At 43.4% G+C, this 16512-nt stretch carries 16 protein-coding genes; 4 read left to right on the top strand and 12 right to left on the bottom strand.

All coding sequences use genetic code 11. The features are described 5' to 3' along the window. Nucleotides 1-23: 23 nt before the first annotated feature. A complete protein-coding gene (gene abhA, locus MHB62_RS07760) occupies nt 24-302 on the bottom strand; it encodes a transcriptional regulator AbhA (protein WP_003244728.1) in 279 nt (92 codons plus the stop codon). A gap of 283 nt (nt 303-585) precedes the next feature. On the opposite strand from abhA, the gene mreBH reads away from it, so the two are divergent. From mreBH to MHB62_RS07745, 3 genes are all read left to right on the top strand, one after another. Continuing rightward, nucleotides 586-1593 (top strand): cell shape-determining protein MreBH, encoded by a 1008-nt coding sequence (gene mreBH, locus MHB62_RS07755; protein ID WP_003245743.1) that lies wholly within the window; start codon nt 586-588, stop codon nt 1591-1593. Between the two features lie 100 nt (nt 1594-1693). Beyond that, entirely contained in the window at nt 1694-1828 is a 135-nt protein-coding gene (locus MHB62_RS07750) for a protein YkpC (protein ID WP_003238865.1), read from the top strand. A gap of 109 nt (nt 1829-1937) precedes the next feature. Continuing rightward, nucleotides 1938-3170 carry an aminopeptidase gene (locus MHB62_RS07745; protein ID WP_003232341.1) on the top strand — a complete coding sequence of 411 codons (1233 nt, stop codon included), beginning with the start codon at nt 1938-1940 and terminating at the stop codon, nt 3168-3170. 33 nt (nt 3171-3203) lie between these two features. Here MHB62_RS07745 and MHB62_RS07740 read toward each other — a convergent pair whose 3' ends face one another. Both MHB62_RS07740 and MHB62_RS07735 read right to left on the bottom strand, forming a co-directional pair. Continuing rightward, entirely contained in the window at nt 3204-4115 is a 912-nt protein-coding gene (locus MHB62_RS07740; protein WP_032721491.1) for a ketopantoate reductase family protein, read from the bottom strand. 56 nt (nt 4116-4171) lie between these two features. Next, entirely contained in the window at nt 4172-5794 is a 1623-nt protein-coding gene (locus MHB62_RS07735; protein WP_003232344.1) for an ABC-F family ATP-binding cassette domain-containing protein, read from the bottom strand. Nucleotides 5795-5975: 181 nt separating this feature from the next. On the opposite strand from MHB62_RS07735, the gene MHB62_RS07730 reads away from it, so the two are divergent. Then, entirely contained in the window at nt 5976-6245 is a 270-nt protein-coding gene (locus MHB62_RS07730) for a hypothetical protein (RefSeq protein WP_003232345.1), read from the top strand. A gap of 33 nt (nt 6246-6278) precedes the next feature. Here MHB62_RS07730 and sipT read toward each other — a convergent pair whose 3' ends face one another. From sipT to MHB62_RS07685, 9 genes are all read right to left on the bottom strand, one after another. After that, entirely contained in the window at nt 6279-6860 is a 582-nt protein-coding gene (gene sipT / locus MHB62_RS07725; protein ID WP_003232348.1) for a signal peptidase I sipT, read from the bottom strand. A gap of 145 nt (nt 6861-7005) precedes the next feature. Further along, nucleotides 7006-8910: a PTS fructose transporter subunit IIABC gene (locus MHB62_RS07720; RefSeq protein ID WP_029317743.1), complete on the bottom strand. Its 1905-nt coding sequence runs from the start codon at nt 8908-8910 to the stop codon at nt 7006-7008. A 14-nt stretch (nt 8911-8924) separates the two neighbouring features. Beyond that, entirely contained in the window at nt 8925-9836 is a 912-nt protein-coding gene (gene pfkB / locus MHB62_RS07715; protein WP_032721490.1) for a 1-phosphofructokinase, read from the bottom strand. Further along, entirely contained in the window at nt 9833-10588 is a 756-nt protein-coding gene (locus MHB62_RS07710) for a DeoR/GlpR family DNA-binding transcription regulator (protein ID WP_014476685.1), read from the bottom strand. Before MHB62_RS07710 ends, pfkB begins: the two co-directional genes overlap by 4 nt. A 279-nt stretch (nt 10589-10867) precedes the next feature. Beyond that, nucleotides 10868-12061: a sporulation-delaying-protein transporter subunit SkiZ gene (gene skiZ, locus MHB62_RS07705; protein ID WP_029317741.1), complete on the bottom strand. Its 1194-nt coding sequence runs from the start codon at nt 12059-12061 to the stop codon at nt 10868-10870. Further along, nucleotides 12058-12750 carry an ABC transporter ATP-binding protein YknY gene (gene yknY / locus MHB62_RS07700; RefSeq protein ID WP_015715816.1) on the bottom strand — a complete coding sequence of 231 codons (693 nt, stop codon included), beginning with the start codon at nt 12748-12750 and terminating at the stop codon, nt 12058-12060. Before yknY ends, skiZ begins: the two co-directional genes overlap by 4 nt. Further along, entirely contained in the window at nt 12751-13884 is a 1134-nt protein-coding gene (locus MHB62_RS07695; RefSeq protein WP_032721488.1) for an efflux RND transporter periplasmic adaptor subunit, read from the bottom strand. 4 nt (nt 13885-13888) lie between these two features. Next, nucleotides 13889-14584 (bottom strand): toxin SDP protection protein YknW, encoded by a 696-nt coding sequence (yknW, locus tag MHB62_RS07690; protein ID WP_014479677.1) that lies wholly within the window; start codon nt 14582-14584, stop codon nt 13889-13891. Nucleotides 14585-14693: 109 nt separating this feature from the next. Further along, nucleotides 14694-16508 carry an ABC transporter ATP-binding protein gene (locus MHB62_RS07685; RefSeq protein ID WP_032721487.1) on the bottom strand — a complete coding sequence of 605 codons (1815 nt, stop codon included), beginning with the start codon at nt 16506-16508 and terminating at the stop codon, nt 14694-14696. Between the last annotated feature and the right edge of the window lie 4 nt (nt 16509-16512).

Raw genomic sequence — 16512 nt, 5'->3', positions numbered from 1 at the left:
ACTCCGCCTTTTTTAGCATAATTTTATTCTTTTAAAGCGGCTTGAATTTCTTCGAGAAGCAGCTGTGCACCCTCAGGGCTTAGCGTAATTTTACCGTTGCCGTATTCTTTATTTTCTGAAGTGATTTCTCCAGTCATTAAACAAACGCCATGAGGTTTGTACTTTTTCAAGATAATTTTATCTCCGTCAACAAAAAACTCAATGCTGTCTTTTATGGCAATATCCAATGCCCGTCTCAACTCAATCGGCATGACAATGCGGCCTAATTCATCTACTTTTCTCACAACACCTATTGATTTCATAAAAACCCTTCTTCCTTTAAATGTTTCTTTTCTCATGTAATGTTTTAAGGATGTACCTCAATATATCGTAGACGAATGAAACTTTGAAAAAGTTTCCCGCTTTCTATAAGAATTACAAGATATTTTTTCCATAAAACCGAAAAATGTATTACTTCTGTTACACAGTTCCTTGATTTTTTACAAAAACATTTCTTTACCGACGCACACCCCCAAAAATCGCAGTATTTCTGAGAAACTTTAAATGTAGAATCATATTAAATTAGGATAGAGATTGGGTGAAAACATGTTTCAATCAACTGAAATCGGGATTGACTTAGGAACAGCTAATATACTTGTTTACAGCAAAAATAAAGGGATTATCCTAAATGAACCATCTGTTGTCGCAGTGGATACGACGACAAAAGCAGTGCTTGCAATCGGAGCTGACGCGAAAAACATGATCGGTAAAACACCGGGAAAAATTGTCGCTGTCAGACCGATGAAAGATGGCGTGATCGCAGACTATGATATGACAACTGACCTGCTAAAGCACATTATGAAAAAAGCCGCAAAAAGCATCGGCATGTCGTTCAGAAAACCGAACGTAGTCGTTTGCACACCATCAGGCTCAACAGCAGTAGAACGCCGCGCCATCAGTGATGCGGTGAAAAATTGCGGCGCGAAAAACGTTCATTTAATCGAAGAGCCAGTTGCAGCCGCCATCGGAGCGGATTTACCGGTTGATGAGCCGGTTGCCAATGTGGTAGTAGATATCGGCGGAGGGACGACAGAGGTCGCTATTATTTCCTTCGGTGGCGTTGTTTCCTGCCATTCTATCAGGATCGGCGGAGACCAGCTTGATGAGGATATCGTTTCTTTCGTCCGTAAAAAATACAATTTGCTGATCGGCGAACGCACAGCTGAGCAGGTAAAAATGGAAATTGGCCATGCTCTGATTGAACATATACCAGAGGCAATGGAAATTCGGGGACGTGACCTCGTGACAGGTCTTCCAAAAACCATTATGCTTCAATCCAACGAAATTCAAGATGCAATGCGTGAATCCCTCCTGCATATTCTTGAAGCCATCAGAGCGACACTTGAGGACTGTCCGCCTGAATTGAGCGGAGATATTGTTGATCGCGGCGTTATTTTAACAGGCGGCGGCGCGCTCCTTAATGGAATTAAAGAATGGCTCACAGAAGAGATTGTCGTGCCTGTACACGTGGCGCAAAACCCGCTTGAATCTGTAGCAATCGGCACAGGCCGTTCTTTAGAAGTGATTGATAAGCTGCAAAAGGCAATTAAATAGTCTTTACCCGCAAAATTCTCACACGCGGCAAATTTCTTGCTTCTTTTTTCCTCACTTCCTTCATATTGTGGGAAATGGAGAAACGTTAAGGAGGAAACAGATGCTAAGAGATTTAGGAAGAAGAGTAGCGATCGCAGCCATTTTAAGCGGAATTATTCTTGGAGGCATGAGCATTTCTTTGGCAAATATGCCCCATTCGCCTGCAGGCGGCACTGTAAAACTGAATCATCCATAATATTGAAAAAACCCAAGACGTGTCGTTTTGGGTTTTTCACTTTGGGCTCCTTCTTTCCTTTATAGGATCATATTTGATATGATGAGAAAAAAGCTTGGAGGAATGATTCATGGATTCATTTTCACAGAAATTAAATACATATGCACAGCTGGCGGTAGAAGTCGGCGTTAATGTCCAAAAAGGCCAGTATGTAGTCGTAAATGCTTCAACAGACGTTCGGGATTTTGTCCGTTTAATTGTAAAACACGCATATGAAAAGGGCGCAAAAAACGTCACCGTGAATTGGCAGGATGACGAAGTCGCCAAATTAAAATACGAACTTGCGCCGTTTGAAGCATTTGAAGAATATCCTGAATGGGAAGCAAAAGGCAGAGAAGAGCTTGCCAAAAATGGAGCTGCTTTCATTTCTGTTGTGTCGTCGAACCCAGACTTGCTAAAAGGTATAGATTCCAAACGGATTGCGGCATTCCAAAAAGCAGCAGGCAAAGCATTACATACATACAGACAATATATTCAATCAGACAAAGTCAGCTGGACTGTCGTAGGTGCGGCATCAGCAGGCTGGGCTCACAAGGTGTTTCCTGGCAAATCAGAGGAGGAAGCGATCCACCTTCTGTGGGAAGAAATTTTTAAAGCGACGCGCGTAAATGAAGACAACCCGGTTCAGGCGTGGATCAATCATGACCAAAATCTTCATGAAAAAGTTGACCATTTGAACGAGAGACATTACGCTGCCTTACATTATCAAGCAGAAGGAACTGATCTAACAATTAAGCTGCCTAGGAAGCATGTTTGGGCAGGTGCGGGAAGCGTGAATGAAAGTGGCCATGAGTTTATGGCCAATATGCCGACAGAAGAAGTGTTCACGCTGCCGCAAAAAGACGGGGTTGACGGAGTGGTATCAAGCACAAAACCATTAAGCTACGGCGGAAATATTATTGAAAATTTCACCCTGACGTTTGAAAATGGCCGTATAGTCGACATTAAAGCTGAAAAAGGTGAGGATATTTTAAAAGAACTGGTGGAAACAGATGAAGGTTCTCACTATTTAGGTGAAGTGGCACTTGTTCCTTACGATTCGCCTATATCACAATCAAACATTCTTTTCTATAACACGCTGTTTGATGAAAACGCGTCAAATCATTTGGCGATCGGAAGCGCCTATGCCTTTAATATTGAAGGCGGAAAGCAGATGTCTCGTGAAGAGCTTGTCAAAGAAGGCCTAAATGAAAGCATTACACACGTGGACTTTATGATCGGTTCTAAGGATATGAATATTGACGGAATTACGGCAGACGGGAAAAGAGAGCCTATCTTCAGAAACGGAAATTGGGCTTTTTAAGTAAATAAAAGGAGGCTTTTCCGCCTCCTTTTTTTATTTTTCTGCTTCATACATTTGCAGATTCGCATAAACGGTTTCTAATACTGGTGCAGCGAGAGATAAACGTTTTGCTTTTTCAATCAAAAATCCATGCAGGTGGTCTCCTTCAGTCGTTTGGCCGTTTTCCATATCCCGAAGCATGGAGGACTTCATATGGTAAGACATGTTGGTCATCGTACGAAAGCTCTCTTCCTCAAGATCCGGATCAGCCGGAACGCCTTCTTTTCGTAAAACAGCGCAAATTTCCCCAATAAGAGTTTGGGCCGTGTGACGTCCGGCTTCTGTGGCGAGGATTGGGCCAAGCGGTCGTTGAAATAACGTTGTGATCCCCGCTTGCGCTGCAATAAAGAGATACTTTTTCCAAATGTCCTTCTCGATATGCCCGCTAATGATGACTTCAGCCTTCACACCTGAAAATGCCTCTTCAAGCGCTCTTATCCGCTCCGTACGCTCGCCGTTCCATTCTCCAAATACAAAACGATGCGATGCGCTCGTATGATGAATTTCTCCTTTGTTGTCTAAAGCACTTTCTATAAAACACAGGCCGCCCAGCACCTGTTCTTTTGAAAATGCCGCAAATAGCTGCTCATAGTGGCGGTACCCATTTAAAAAAGGGATAATGACAGATTCTTGATGGATAAATGGTTTGACATCTTCTATCACTTGACCAAGCGAGTATGCTTTAGAAGCAATGATAACGACATCAAATTGCCCTGTTTCTCCAGCACTGATTAGTTCTGGCTGAAATGATACATTCCCTTTTTCACTATGGATGACAAGCCCGGTTTCTTTCAGCTGCTCAGTTCTTTTTTGGCGCACAAGAAATGTCACATCATTTCCTTTCTCCGAAAGCCGTCCGCCAATATACCCACCTACTCCACCTGCTCCGACAACCAAAAATTTCATGTTGTGATCTCCTTTCATATTTAGGTATCAAAAAAAGCAGAGAAATCTCTGCTTTTTTATTCGGCGTATAGTTCAGTCAATTTTTTCTGCACATCAGCATTTTCAAGGAACTCGTCATAGCTCATTTGCTTATCGACGATGCCGTTAGGTGTAATTTCTATAATTCTGTTGGCAATGGTCTGCACAAACTGATGGTCATGGGAAGTAAACAGCATAGCGCCTTTAAAGCTGATTAAGCCGTTATTCAGCGCTGTAATGGACTCCAGGTCTAAATGGTTAGTCGGCTCATCCAAAATTAAAATATTGGCGCCAGAAAGCATCGCTTTCGACAGCATACAGCGGACCTTTTCTCCCCCGGAAAGTACATTTGCTTTTTTGTGGACTTCTTCTCCAGAGAACAGCATGCGTCCTAAGAAACCGCGTAAAAAGCTCTCACTTTGGTCGTGCGGAGAATATTGGCGAAGCCAGTCTACAAGGTTCAGATCACTGCCTTCGAAATATTCGCTGTTGTCTTTTGGAAAATACGCTTGAGATGTGGTAACACCCCATTTAAACGTTCCGCTGTCAGCTTCCATTTCCCCGGAAATGATTTTAAACAGCGTAGTAACAGCAAGTTCATTTCGGCCAGTGAAAGCAATTTTATCTTCTCGATTCATAATAAAGCTGACATTGTCAAGCACCTTTACGCCATCGATTGTTTTTGTTAAGCCTTCCACGCGAAGAACATCATTTCCGATTTCCCGTTCCGGCGTGAAGTTAACATAAGGATAGCGGCGGGAAGACGGTTTAATATCATCCAGCGTGATTTTTTCGAGAAGTTTCTTTCTTGATGTAGCCTGCTTAGATTTAGACGCATTGGCGCTGAATCTAGCGACAAACTCTTGAAGCTGTTTAATCTGCTCTTCTTTTTTCTTGTTCGCTTCTTGAGAAAGCTTTAACGCCAGTTGGCTTGACTCGTACCAGAAATCATAGTTTCCGACATAGATTTGAATTTTGTTAAAATCAAGGTCGGCAATGTGCGTACATACTTTATTTAAGAAGTGACGGTCATGGGATACGACAATAACTGTGTTTTCAAAGTTAATCAGAAACTCTTCAAGCCACTGGATTGCCTGAAGGTCCAAGTGGTTCGTCGGCTCATCGAGCAGCAGAACATCCGGCTTGCCGAATAATGCCTGCGCCAAGAGAACTTTTACCTTCTCCGAACCGCCGAGGTCTGCCATCTTTTTTGTGTGCAGATCTTCTGAGATACCAAGGCCTTTTAACAGGATCGCAGCTTCACTTTCCGCTTCCCAACCGTTCAGTTCCGCGAATTCACCTTCTAGCTCAGCAGCACGAATCCCATCCTCATCTGAGAAATCAGGCTTCATGTAAATAGCGTCTTTCTCCTGCATGACTTCATACAGGCGTTTGTGGCCCATAATGACCACTTTCAGCACTTCATACTCTTCGTACTCAAAATGGTTCTGCTTCAAGACGGCAAGACGCTCGCCAGGACTCATATGCACGTCACCTGTCTGAGGCTCGATTTCGCCTGACAGCACCTTTAGAAACGTTGATTTACCGGCACCGTTTGCACCAATTAACCCATAGCAGTTGCCTGGGGTAAATTTAATATTAACATCTTCAAATAACTTGCGATCCGCAAACCGCAAGCTTACATTATTTACAGCAATCATTTATTATCCTCCATCATGTCTATCATCAATAAAAGTATACCATGAATGCAGGGCAAGAGAAATGATTCCCTGATAAAACAGAGAGAAAACAACTTATACACCCAAACCAGCCAGCTGTGTTACAATTAAAGAGAGAGAATGCATCCGCTCGGAAAATTACACACTCTCATGGAGGAACACGTTGAGGCTTTTAACACTTACTGAATATTGCTTACTGATCTTTTTTACGGGCTTTTACCTTGCCGTAACAGGCTTTACCGCCAAAGATATCGGTTTATATATAGGCATAGCCCTTATTTACATATTTTCGCACATTTTTTCAAAACGGCTTTTAGAAAAGCGCGGAAAAGAGAACAAACAGGTTCACCTTTTCTTCAGTGTGCTGGCTATTATCGGTTCAGTGTTCATCACGGTTTTATGCATTGCATTGGTCGCTTCTTTTTCAAAATAAAAACGCCTGCTGTCCTAGGCCAGCAAGGCGTTTTTATTTTGTTTGACGCATTTCGTTAAACGGGAAAAAGACAAACTTCGATGTGCCGACAATTCGATCTTCCGCGATCAGTCCCAGCCCGTTTCGGCTGTCCATAGAATTCAGCCGGTTATCTCCCATGACAAAGTATTTGCCTTTCGGAACCTTAACCGGTCCAAAGTCTCCTGTCAGACTGACACCAAGTTTTTCTGCTTCCTTCTTGTTTTTAGACAAGTAAGGCTCGGCTACTTTTTTACCGTTTATATAAAGCGTGTCATCCTTCATTTGAACGGTTTCTCCAGGCTTTCCGATCAATCTTTTTACATAATGGATTTTAGAAGTTTCACCGTTAATAATAACGATATCTCCGCGCTTCAGCTCGCCGATATAGTTGACTGTTTTATTCACAAACAGCCTTTCTCCGTCATGTAATGTGGGATACATAGATGAACCTTCAACTAAATACGGTTCAAACAAAAAGTGACGGATCAGGAGAGCCAGCAGAACAGCGATGACAATCGCTTTACCCCATTCCAGGTACGTATTGGTTTTTTTCTTCGCCGTTTTCTCAGTATTCGTATTTTTTTCCTCGGTCAAAGTGTTTCCTCCTAGACAATTGCTATGTCAGTTGTTTCTCTTCTTTTACTTTATCATAAAAAAGAATAAAATACATAACTTAACCGCGCTCCCTGCCGGCCGGATAAGAAAAAGCGTCCTTTCGAACAAAAGGACGCTTTTTTTCTTATTTTTCTGTAACAGGTTTTTTGACGATACCGAGGATAATTGCCATCACGACAGCACCGATCACGATACTTAAAAGGTAAAGCATCGGATGGTTTGTAATGAAAGCTACGAATACTCCTCCATGAGGGGCCGGAAGCGTTACTCGGAAGAATTCAGTTAATCCGCCGGCAACAGCTGCACCGACTACAGCAGCTGGTATGACGCGAAGCGGATCAGCCGCAGCAAATGGGATCGCTCCCTCTGTTACGAAAGCAGCTCCCATGAAATAGCATGTAATACCAGCTTCACGGTCACGCTGAGTGAATTTGTTTCTGAAAATGGTTGTTGCAAGTGCGATACCAAGCGGAGGAACCATACCGCCGGCCATGATTGCTGCATGAGGCGCATAGTTGCCTGCATCGATCATGGCGATACCGAACGTAAAGGCTGCTTTATTAAGCGGGCCGCCCATATCGATCGCCATCATGCCGCCCAAGATAATACCCATTAACACAAGGTTTCCAGTACCAAGGCTTTCAAGCCAGTTTGTTAAGAAATTCATAAATGCCGCTACAGGTGTATTGACGACAAATTGCATTAATACGCCAGTGATAAAAATACCGAACAGCGGGTAAATCAAAACAGGTTTTAATCCATCAAGTGACTGAGGGATAAACGTAAATACTTTTTTCAGTAAAATCACGACATAACCGGCAAGGAATCCGGCAATTAAGCCGCCCAAGAATCCAGCATTCGCTTGAGTAGCCATAAAACCGCCGACCATACCAGGCGCAAAACCAGGACGATCTGCAATACTCATCGCAATGAAACCGGCCAGAACTGCAACAATCAGTTTTAATGCATTGTCGCCGCCGATAAAGTTTAATGCTGCTGCAAACGTGTTGTAGCTAGGATCATTCGGATCAGCAGAGTGAATTCCCCAGAAGAATGAAATCGCAACGAGAATACCGCCGCCGACTACGAACGGAAGCATGTTGCTGACACCGCTCATCAGGTGCTTATAAAACGTGTTTCCGATACCGCTTCCAGACTTGCCTTTCGCTTCTTCATCATCGTTTGAAGCTGCTGAACCGCCGCCGCTGCCTTGATAAATCGGCGCATCTTGATTCATCGCTTTTTCGATAAGCTCTTGCGGACGTCTGATACCCGCCGTTACAGGAACTTGAAGTACGCGCTTGCCTTTAAAACGTTCCATTTCAACCTGCTTGTCCGCTGCGACAATGATTGCAGGTGCATCTTCGATTTCTTGGGCAGTGAGCTTGTGCTTAATGCCGCTTGACCCATTTGTTTCGACCTTAATTTCCACTCCAAGCTCTTTCGCTTTTTCTTTAAGGGCATCCGCAGCCATGAATGTATGGGCAATACCTGTCGGACATGCAGTAACCGCTAAAATTTTTCCTTTTCCGGCAGGTGCTGGTGCCGCTTCTTCTTCTTCCTCTTCGTCATCATCTTTATCGTGCTGATTAATAATGTCGATGATGGCATCTTCAGACTCAGCTTCAAGGAGCTGCTTACGGATTTCTTCACGCATTAACAGCGTTGAAAGTCTTGACAATGCTTCAAGGTGAGTGTTGTTTGCGCCTTCAGTCGCCGCAATCATGAACACTAAGTGAGCCGGCTGGCCGTCTAATGATTCATAATCGACGCCGTCTTTTGAACGTCCGAACGCGATCGCCGGGTTGATAACGCTTGCCGTTTTCGCATGGGGGATAGCGATTCCTTCACCGATACCCGTGGAGCTTTGGCTTTCGCGATTTAAAATGGCTTCTTTATAGGCTTGTCGGTCATTTAACTTTCCAGCCTTATCAAGAACAGTGACCATTTCGTCAATAACATTTTCTTTTTCTTTGCTCTCAATATTAAGCTTTATCGTATGCTTCGTTAAAAGCTCAGTTATTTTCACTTGTGTTTCCTCCTCTATAGACGTGTGACCTTAACTTCAGGAAGAAGCTGCTGGACAAATTCTTCTGTTCCAAGTTCTTCAGAGAACGCGGTAGCACTGCCTGAAGTAACTCCTAAGCGGAATGCTTCTTCAAGCGGCAGCTGTTTGGAAATTCCGGCAAGGAAACCTGCAACAACGGAATCCCCTGCTCCGACTGAGTTTACCAATTTCCCCTTTGGCACGTTAGCAAAATAAACAGCTTCGTTCGTAAACAGAAGCGCTCCGTCTCCGGCCATTGATACAATTACATGTTCAGCTCCTTGTTCTACAAGCTTTTTCCCATAAGGAACGGCTTCCTCAACAGATGTAATGTCCGTGCCGAACATTTCTCCAAGCTCATGATGATTTGGCTTCATCAAAAATGGTTTCATTTCTGTTGCTTTCAAAAGAGCCTCGCCTGAGATATCCAGAACAACTCGTGCGTTCTGCTGTTTGCAGGCCTCTGCGATTTTTTCATAAGTATCGTGAGGGAGTGAAGATGGAATGCTTCCTGCAAGAACGACGATATCTCCCTCTTGCAAAGATTGGAACTGTTCTAAAAAGGCTTTGAAATCTTCATCCGAAATTGTCGGTCCCTGGCCGTTAATTTCAGTTTCATCACCAGTTTTCAGCTTTACATTGATACGGGTATCCCCTTTTACTTCAGAAAAAGCTGTTTCCAGGTTTTCTTCCCGTAAAAATGTTTTGATATATTCTCCGGTAAATCCGCCGACGAATCCGAGCGCTTTAGACGCCACATGGTGTCTTTTCAGCAGTCTCGATACGTTGATGCCTTTGCCCCCTGGATACTTGGTATCATACGAAGAACGGTTCAGGCCTCCTACAGTAAAATCTTCAACGTGAACAATATAATCGACAGATGGATTAAGTGTTACAGTGTAAATCATGGTTTCACTACCTTTACGACAGTTTTTTCTTGGTAATTATCGAATGTAAGCTCTTCAGCGTCAGTCGTAATGATTGTTGCGTCGCCTATTCCGGCGAATGCCGAAAATGAAATTTCTCCGAACTTCGAAGGGTCTGCTAAGACGTAAGCGTGTTTTGCCTGTTTGATCGCTTTCTGTTTTAAAAGGGCCTCATCAGGGTCCGGCGTTGTAAATCCAGCCTCTGTATGGACACCGTTTGTCCCCAGAAAACTCTTGTCAAATCTGTACTGGTCCATGGCAATCAATGAAGCGCCTCCAATAATCGCGCCCGTTCTGTGCTTTACGTATCCTCCAAGCAGATAAAAAGAAATTTCTTTCCTTATTAATGCATCGATATGCATTACCCCGTTTGTGACAACGACAATATCTTTGGTTTTATCCATAAAATCAATCATGTGCAATGTCGTCGTGCCTGCATCAAGGTAAATGCAATCCCCTTCTTCTAAAAGAGAAGCTGCTTTTTCAGCAATCTTCAATTTATCGTGAAGGTTTTTGGATGATTTTTCAAGCATATCGGGTTCAAGTCTGATATCAGAAAGCTTGGCCGCTCCACCATGAACGCGCTTTAAAAAACCGCGTTCTTCAAGTGTCGATAAATCTCTTCTGATTGTTGATTCAGAAGCATTAGTCAGATTTATAAGCTCTTGAATCTTTACCACATCATGCTTTTCTATTTGATCAATAATCAATTGATGCCGTTCAGGAGTTAGCATGCTTCACCTCCTAATGAAAACGTATTCATTTTGAATACAATTTCATTGTAAACGCTATTTTCGGTTTAGGCAACTAAAATCATTCAAATTCATTCAATAACTATCAAAATCTTTCACGTTTCTCCATATTAACGTATGTCTATAGGGTTTGTAAACTGTAAATTCGACAAAAATAAGGACAATTGTACGACATTTTCTTCTTATTTTAATGAAAAAAGTCTTTTATATTCATAGTAGAAATCACTAAACATAAAAAAACCTCATGCATGTTGCATGAGGCTATTCATAACGCAGCGCTTCAATGGGATCAAGCTTTGCGGCTTTATTTGCAGGAAGCATGCCGAAAATAACACCAATGAGCATACTGAACAGCACGCCCCCGCATACAACCTGCCAGGATATGAGTGACGGCCAGCCCGCAATGGCTGAAACAAGCGCGGCCCCTCCGTATCCAATACCAATCCCGACCAGACCGCCAATCAGCGTCAATACGACTGACTCAATTAAAAACTGAGTCAGAATCTGTCCCCTCGTCGCACCGAGGGATTTTCTGATTCCAATTTCCCGTGTCCGTTCTGTGACTGATACGAGCATGATATTCATGACACCGATTCCGCCGACCAAAAGGGAAATACCTGCAATTGAGCCGATAATCGTCGTCATAATTGCCGTTACCTTGCCAATTCCGGCCGCAATCTCCTCCATGTTCATCACTTGATACGAATCCTCTGTGCCATGATTGTCATTTACCAGCTGTGCTGCTTCTTTTCCTGCCGATTTTATGTCGTCTGCTGATTCGACCTGCAATGATACGTTACTGAAATCACTTGTGCCAAAAGAGGATTTCATCATATTAAATGGCACATACATTTCACTTAAACCGAAAGAAAGCAAGCCTGTTTCTTTTTTCAGCACACCGATAATTTCAACGGGCTGTCCGTTTATCCAGACAACTTCACCTAAAGGGGAGGTTTTATCGAACAGTTCTTCAGCCATCTTTTGAGAGATGATTCCGACTCTATTCCCCGCAAGAAAGTCATTGTCGGTAAATGTTCTGCCGCTTTCGATTTCTAAAGAATTGACATTCATGTATCCATCATTTATTCCGTTAACCGTAGCATCGGTTTCTTCTTCGTGATAACGCGCTTTCATACTTTCAGAAGTCGAAGCAACGACTTGTTTAATGCCTTCTATTCCTTTTAAACCTTTAATATCGTTTTCTGTAAACGTAGATTCAGCTGCGGCGTTCGGGTTGCTTGCAAGCTCCTCGTCGCTAGGCATATAGTACAGCTCCACAGTATTTCCCGGGCCGCTGATCGACTGCTTCAGCATTTGCTCGCCGCCCTGTCCTACCGCAACGACAACAATGACAGAGCCTACACCAATGATAATGCCGAGCATCGTTAAGATCGAACGCATTTTATGGGCAAGGACAGAGCTTAGAGCCATTCTGATGTTTTCCAACAGGCTCATTCTCCCACACTCCTTTGTCCGGAGCTGGCAGGAACAATGTTTCCGTCACGCACCATGATTATCCGATTCGTGCAATCTGCTACTTCAGGCTCGTGAGTAACCAGAACGATTGTCGTTCCCTCGGCATTTAATGCTGTAAACTGATCCATAATCGCCTCGCTTGTTTTCGTATCCAGCGCGCCGGTCGGTTCATCAGCTAAAATCAATTTCGGCTCATTCACGATCGCCCTCGCAATCGCCACCCGCTGCTTCTGCCCGCCCGACAGCTCGTTGGGCATGTGGAGCATTCGATCGGCTAACCCGACCTTTTCCAATGCTCTCTCAGCCCGCTCTTGACGTTCTTTTTTGCCTATCCCGGAGTAAATCATCGGCAGCTCGACATTTTTTTTTGCGTTCAGCCGCGGAAGAAGCTGAAATTGCTGAAATACAAAACCGATGGACCGGTTACGGACTGCCGCCAGTTCTTTATCTTTATATGAAGAAATGTCTTCGCCGTCCAATTGATATGTACCGGAAGTCGGCCGATCAAGACAGCCGATAATATTCATGATCGTCGATTTTCCTGATCCTGACGGCCCCATAATCGAGACATATTCACCTTGATGAATGTCCAAATCAATAGAATGGAGAACATCAAACGTTTCCTTTCCGATCTGGTAGCTTTTTCGCACATTAGAAAGCTGAATCATTTAAGATTTCACTTCCATTCCGTCAGTCACCTGATCAGATGGATTCAAAATGACTTGATCATCTTGGGTAAGCCCCTCTTTAATTTCTGTCAGGTCATCTGTCACTTCGCCGATTTTGACATCAACTCGCTTTGCTTTTCCGTCTTTTACTGTATACACATAATATTGGTCATCTTCTTTTTTGACTGCCTTTGAAGGAAGCGTATTTGCTTTCCGTTTAACTGTTTCAATATTCATGATAAATTTAAAGCCTGGCTTTCCTTCTGGAAGATTTCCTTTTATTTTCACTTGAAGCGGGTATTGGACCGCCTGTTCTGTTCCTTGTGCCGCAGCGCTCTCCTGCTGATCTGGAACAAGCCCGACTGCGGAAACCGTGCCTTTCCATGTTTTACCCTGTATTACATCTGAAGTGAGTGTGACCTTCTGGCCTTTTTTGACTTTCAATGTATCGTATTCAGACAATTTCCCTGAGACGACAAGGTCTTTTGGGTTGCCGATATGTATGACAGGCTCTTGAATATCTGACTTTTTGGATGCCGCCTCTTGGTTGACAGAAATAACGGTGCCTTCAATTTCGCTTTTCACTTCAAGATCTGATACCCGGTTGGCAAGTGACTGTCGCTGAAGCTCGGTTTGTTTTAATTCGATCTCCGCTGTTTTTTTCTGCATTTGAAGCTCTGTTCGTTCAGATTCGATTTGTTTTTCTGCTTCTTTCTTTCCTACCTGTTTTTCCAGTTCTCTTTCTTTGCTGTCTAAGGCTTTTAACTTTTCTTGAATTTGGTCAATTTGAAGCCGATTGGATTCAGACGTTAACTGGTTCTGTTCTTTTTCCAGGCTCAGCTGCTCATTTGTATAGGTGACTAAAGGCGTGCCCTTTTTAACTTTATCGCCTTCCTTTACTTTAATGTCTTCTAATGTCCCTTTATCAGCTTCATAAAAGACATACTGTTCATTTGAAAATTTTAGCGTGCCAGGAACCATAACCGTTGATGAGATTTCATTTTCTTCAACGCTCCCCGCCTGTATCTCCTTGCCGGCGCTGCCGCTTGTTGGAGCGGCAGACCGGTATATATTGATTCCAACAAAAAGAGCGACTATAACTGCGATTCCAATTCCGATCCAGACTTTTTTCATGAGCTTATGCACCCGCCACAGAATTGATTAAACCTGAAAAAAGCGAAAATACAACTAAAATTCCGAATAGAATGATTGCTGAAATCCACCCGGCTTTTTTGGAGATGCCTCCCGTTTTGTGAAGTCCGATTGCTAATAATACAAAGCTCCAGATGCTGAAAATTTCAAAGGTATTTAACACGCTGGCAAGAGCCCCGTCAGATGGGATAATCCCTGCCAGTGACGTCGTGCTGTAAAGAGGATTCACGTCAGTCGTAAAAGCAACGATTCCATTAACCAATAATCCGAGACTGCTAATTAAAGAGACAAACAGACCGAGAGAAAGCATTTTTTTATATGTCGTAACTCCGCCTGATATTTTTACACAGAGCCAATAAATAAGAGGGGCAATAAATAATGCTGCGATACCGCCGATAATAGCGCCTGCCATTCCGCCAAATTTGGTTATTGTTGCGACAGTTTCCATTTGTTCAGCAGATAGCCCTTGCGTATCCTGGCTTTTCAAAAGCTCACTATAATCCGTACCGAGTGATTGCAGCACGGCACCGACGATGATAATTGCTGCAACAATCAAAAGCGGTCCCCATACAGCCGGCCTTTCTCTTATTCTTTCAAATTGAACGGACGGACTTGTGATTACTCCGAAAAGTGAAGGCTTTTCAGTCGCCGTTCCGCTGTTTTTTTCTACATTCGTTTCCATTTCAAAACCTCCTTGAGAATATCTAACAAATAGTACGGGAAGGATATCAAAAAGTTTCATGTTTTTCTAATAAATTTCCAAAAACCTTCAATATTGAAGGCTTTTCATATTATTCTATCGCTGTGCTGTATTGCGCTTTCACAAGCCCGGCATAAATGCCTCCTTTAGCGAGCAGCTGATCATGGTTCCCTTCTTCTATTTTCCTGCCGTGATCAAGAACAATGATGCGGTCGGCGTCGCGGATCGTAGACAATCTGTGAGCGATCATCACTGCTGTACGCCCTTTCAGAAGCGTTTTTAACGCTTGCTGAATTTTTACTTCTGTCTCTGTATCAATGCTTGCCGTTGCTTCGTCAAGGATGATAATAGCCGGATCGGCGAGCAATGCTCTTGCAAATGAAATGAGCTGACGCTGACCGGCAGACAGTACGCTGCCCCTTTCCTCTACCTCTGTTGCGTATCCTTCCGCTAAATCGGAAATAAACTCATCCGCTCCGACCGCTTGGGACGCTTTCATCACCTCTTCATCCGAAGCATTTGGCCTTCCAAAACGAATATTTTCCATGATGGTCCCAGAGAAAATAAATGTATCTTGCAGGACAATGCTGATTTGAGAGCGCAGACTGGCAAGGGAAAGATCCTTAATCGGTATACCGTCTATTTTAATGGTGCCTCCGGTCGCATCATAAAAACGGCTGATTAAATTGGCAATCGTCGTCTTCCCGCTCCCTGTATGCCCGACAAGCGCAAGCGTCGAGCCCGCCGGAATAGAGAAAGAAATGGCGTAAAGGGCTTTTCGTTTTTCATCATACGAAAATTCAACCTCTTCAAAACTGATCTCCCCATTTATCTTTTCATTATGAATGGCATTCGGCTTCTCCTTGACATTTGGCTGTTCGTCCAGAAACTCAAAAATCCGTTCTGATGATGCCATCCCCATTAACAGCTGATTATAGACCTGACCCAGTCTCGAAATAGGTTCCCAAAACATTCCCAGATAGAAAGCAAAAGAAACGAAGACGCCAATCGTAATGGTTTCATTCATGATGAGTGTGGCTCCATACCAAATCAAGACAGCCGTCCCAATCGCATTCGTCATTTCTACCAGCGGACGGAACATGGCATTTTTTCTAGTTGCTTCCCGCCATGATTCGTAGTTCTCCTGATTGACACCGTCAAAATACGCCATGTTTTCTTCTTCCTGCGTAAATGCCTGTGTGACCCGGATGCCCTGAATGCTTTCGTTTAGATGAGAGTTGAGCTTCGATTGCTTCAGCCGTACCGTTTGCCAGGATCGGCGTATTTTTTTTCTGAGACTTGTTGAAATAAAAAACATAATCGGCAATGTCACCATGATGGCTATAGTCAGCTCAGGGCTCAGCGTAAACAAAATAATAATCACGCCGGCCAGAAGCAGCAAGTCGGTCAACAAATTGATGACTCCGCTTGTAAAGAGCTCCTGAAGAGAGTTAATATCATTCATGATCCTGACTAAGATCGATCCCGCCGACCGCTGATCAAAAAATCGATGGGATAAGCGCTGCACATGGGTAAATAAATGCTGTCGCAAATCGTAAATGACATGCTGGCCAAGCTGATTCATCCACCTGATTCTTAACACATTGGCGGCGTAATTGAGGACATATAAACCGCTAATAATAAAAATGAGCTGAATCAGCAGCTCCGAGTTTCTCCCTGTAATCGCTTGATCAAGAACATAAACGCCGATCAAAATGGGGATCACAAGCTTCACAGCAGTGCCAATCAATACAGTGAGAAAAGAAAGCGGCAAAATTGTTTTTCGATATGGTTTGACATAGCTCAGCAGCCGCCACATTTGAGCCCAGTTAAACGGCTTTTCAATGATTTCATCTGAAGAGTAATAGAAACGCTCTAAAACCCCCTGTTTTTTCGCTTGTTTCATTTGG

The organism is Bacillus sp. FSL K6-0255, assembly GCF_045040725.1.
In the GTDB taxonomy this organism is placed as follows: domain Bacteria; phylum Bacillota; class Bacilli; order Bacillales; family Bacillaceae; genus Bacillus; species Bacillus subtilis.
This window is presented reverse-complemented; position numbering and strand designations above follow the sequence as displayed.

Excerpts from the sequence above, each read along its gene's own strand:
- abhA (WP_003244728.1), bottom strand. The coding sequence starts at position 302 with ATGAAATCAATAGGTGTTGTGAGAAAAGTAGATGAATTAGGCCGCATT.
- mreBH (WP_003245743.1), top strand. The coding sequence starts at position 586 with ATGTTTCAATCAACTGAAATCGGGATTGACTTAGGAACAGCTAATATA.
- MHB62_RS07750 (WP_003238865.1), top strand. The coding sequence starts at position 1,694 with ATGCTAAGAGATTTAGGAAGAAGAGTAGCGATCGCAGCCATTTTAAGC.
- MHB62_RS07745 (WP_003232341.1), top strand. The coding sequence starts at position 1,938 with ATGGATTCATTTTCACAGAAATTAAATACATATGCACAGCTGGCGGTA.
- MHB62_RS07740 (WP_032721491.1), bottom strand. The coding sequence starts at position 4,115 with ATGAAATTTTTGGTTGTCGGAGCAGGTGGAGTAGGTGGGTATATTGGC.
- MHB62_RS07735 (WP_003232344.1), bottom strand. The coding sequence starts at position 5,794 with ATGATTGCTGTAAATAATGTAAGCTTGCGGTTTGCGGATCGCAAGTTA.
- pfkB (WP_032721490.1), bottom strand. The coding sequence starts at position 9,836 with ATGATTTACACTGTAACACTTAATCCATCTGTCGATTATATTGTTCAC.
- MHB62_RS07710 (WP_014476685.1), bottom strand. The coding sequence starts at position 10,588 with ATGCTAACTCCTGAACGGCATCAATTGATTATTGATCAAATAGAAAAG.
- skiZ (WP_029317741.1), bottom strand. The coding sequence starts at position 12,061 with ATGAGCCTGTTGGAAAACATCAGAATGGCTCTAAGCTCTGTCCTTGCC.
- yknY (WP_015715816.1), bottom strand. The coding sequence starts at position 12,750 with ATGATTCAGCTTTCTAATGTGCGAAAAAGCTACCAGATCGGAAAGGAA.
- MHB62_RS07695 (WP_032721488.1), bottom strand. The coding sequence starts at position 13,884 with ATGAAAAAAGTCTGGATCGGAATTGGAATCGCAGTTATAGTCGCTCTT.
- yknW (WP_014479677.1), bottom strand. The coding sequence starts at position 14,584 with ATGGAAACGAATGTAGAAAAAAACAGCGGAACGGCGACTGAAAAGCCT.
- MHB62_RS07685 (WP_032721487.1), bottom strand. The coding sequence starts at position 16,508 with ATGAAACAAGCGAAAAAACAGGGGGTTTTAGAGCGTTTCTATTACTCT.